This window comes from bacterium (assembly GCA_004299235.1).
Lineage (GTDB): Bacteria > Chloroflexota > Dormibacteria > Dormibacterales > Dormibacteraceae > SCQL01.
Window position 1 is genome coordinate 1 of the sequence record SCQL01000010.1, and the last position, 2,378, is coordinate 2,378.

At 65.7% G+C, this 2,378-nt stretch carries 2 protein-coding genes and 1 pseudogene; 2 read left to right on the plus strand and 1 reads right to left on the minus strand.

Annotated features, from left to right (window positions below; genetic code table 11):
* Window positions 1–100 precede the first annotated feature (100 nt).
* Together EPN29_03915 and EPN29_03920 are read left to right on the plus strand one after the other, a co-directional pair.
* Window positions 101–1,321, plus strand: a pseudogene (locus EPN29_03915) (transposase).
* Between the two features lie 68 nt (window positions 1,322–1,389).
* Window positions 1,390–2,181 (plus strand): AAA family ATPase, encoded by a 792-nt coding sequence (locus EPN29_03920; GenBank protein ID TAN34282.1) that lies wholly within the window; start codon window positions 1,390–1,392, stop codon window positions 2,179–2,181.
* A 4-nt stretch (window positions 2,182–2,185) separates the two neighbouring features.
* Here EPN29_03920 and EPN29_03925 read toward each other — a convergent pair.
* Window positions 2,186–2,378, minus strand: a 193-nt coding sequence (locus EPN29_03925) for a helix-turn-helix domain-containing protein (GenBank protein ID TAN34283.1), incomplete at its 5' end; no start/stop codon positions are given.

Genomic DNA, 2,378 nt, shown 5'->3' on the forward strand with positions numbered 1-2,378 from the left:
CCCTGAGGTGAGCACCCGGACCACCGGGTAACCAACAAGAAGCGGGACCCCCGCCATGCTGACGGTGTCTTACCAGCCGTCACAGCAGGAGTCCCAGCACATGCTCACACAGGAGGAAGTCGTGGAGATCAGCGCCTTAGTGAAGAGGCGGTGGACGGTGTCGGCGATAGCGCGCCATCTGGGCCGTGACCGCAAGACCGTCCGCGCCTATATCAAAGGAAAGCGGCAGCCCGGTCAGCGCAGACCGTCGTCGCCGGCCGACTGGTTCGCACCGTTCATCGAGTACATCACGATTCGGATGCGCGACGACCCGCACGTCTGGGCGAGCGCGCTCTATGACGAGCTGAAGCCACTCGGCTTTGCCAAGAGCTACGTCACCTTCGCACGCCAGCTCCGACTGCGTGGACTGCGTCCGCACTGCGAGGCTTGCGCTGGGGTCAAGGGTCGGCCGACCATCGAGATCGCACATCCAGCGGGCGAGGAGATTCAGTGGGACTGGCAGGAGTTTGGCAACACGCCGTGGGGCGAGCCGACCTATCTACTGAATGGAACCCTGTCGCACTCGAGCAAGGGCCGCGGCGTCTTCGCCGAGGGCATGGACCAGGCCCATCTCGTGGAAGCAATCCATGGCGTCCTGCAGCGCCTCGGCGGGAGCGCCCGGCGCTGGCGCATCGACCGTCTGGCCGGCGCCGTCGACCAGAAGACAGGAAGGCTGCTGGCCAGCTTCGCCGCGGTGGCTAAGTACTACGGGGTCGCGGTCGACGTCTGCCCGCCGCGGCGGGCTAATCGCAAGGGCGTGGTCGAGAAGCATCATCACTTCGGGGCTGGCCGCTGGTGGCGGACGGCGCGGGTCCGCAGCCAACAGGAGGCGCAGGTCTCCTACGACCATTTCGAGGCCACCATCGGCGACGGTCGCCGTCGCGGCCAGGCCACAGTCGGCGAGATGGCCAGGGCCGAGCAGCTAATGCCGATTCCGCTGCAGCCCTACCCGGCGACGCTGGAGGCTGAGCGCTCGGTTGGCGACTCCGCCCTGGTCGCCTTTCGCGGCAACCTCTACGGCGTTCATCCGGGCCTGGTCGGAACCGTGGTTCAGGTTCGGCACCGCCTTGGAACGGACTCGATCAGCATCGTCTCGCCGTCTGGTGTGGTGGCCGCGGAGTATCGCTCGGCGCCTTCTGGAGCAGGCATGATCCAGCGCCTGCCGGAGTTGCGCGCAGCCTTGGAATCGGCGGTGCTCACCGCGTTCACCACCAAGCCGCCGTGCCAACGAAAGGAGAATCGTCCCCCGAGCCCTGAGGCGCTCGCCGCGGCAGCAAGACTGGCCTCGTTGTCCGACCGCGAGGTCACCGTCGACCTCAATCGCTATGCCGAGCTCGTGGGAGCCTCGTCATGACTGACACCAGTCTTTATCAACAGCTGCGCTCTCAGCTCACCTTCCTACGCCTCGACGCAGCCGCCGAAGCCCTGCCTGGCATGCTCGACGAAGCCCACCGGTCGAAGCTGACCCACACCGCGTTCCTCTCCAACCTCCTCACCGTCGAGGTCGAGACGACCGAACAGCGACGTCTCAAGGGCCGGCTCCGATTCGCATGTCTGCCGGCACCCTGGACCTTCGATAACTTTGACTACGACGCGCAGCCCTCGCTCGACCGACGGTTCATCGAGGACCTGGCTACCTTGCGGTTCATCGAAGAGGCGGCCAACGTGCTCTTCATCGGACCGCCTGGTGTCGGCAAAACTCACCTGGCTCTGGCTCTCGCCCACAAGGCGGTGCACTCCGGTTACCGCGTCTACTACACCACCGCCGCCGACCTCGCAGCACGCTGCCACCGCGCCGCGCTTGAGGGTCGCTGGGACAGCGTCATGCGTTTTTACGGTCAACCCAGCTTGCTCGTCATCGACGAGATCGGCTACCTACCGCTCGCCGGCGAGGCGGCCGCCGCCCTCTTCCAGGTGGTGACCCGTCGCTATCTCAAGAACTCAATCGTCATGACCACCAACCGCTCCATCGCGACCTGGGGCGCCATGTTCGATGACCCAATGGCGGCCGCCGCCATGCTCGACCGTCTCCTCCACCGCTCGGCGGTGCTCCAGATGGAGGGAGAGTCTTACCGCATGCGCGCCCATCGGGCGCGCGTCGAGAACCTGCGCAAGGGGGTGATCGCCGCCACCAAGGCCTAAGATGTCAGCCCGGAGCCGGGCTGCTCACCTGGGGAGTTTCGATGATCGACCCTGGGGAATTTCGGCGATCGCCATCAACTTTAGTCGCGACCTGGTGTGAGCAAGACCGAGGTCGCCGCGAGCGCGGCTCTAAGGAGGCGTACCCGCCCTGCTCAAATCGCTCGAGCAGCTTGTAGATCCAGCTGCGGGAAACCTCA

Coding starts and splice junctions, on each gene's coding strand:
- EPN29_03920 (TAN34282.1), top strand. CDS start 1,390: ATGACTGACACCAGTCTTTATCAACAGCTGCGCTCTCAGCTCACCTTC.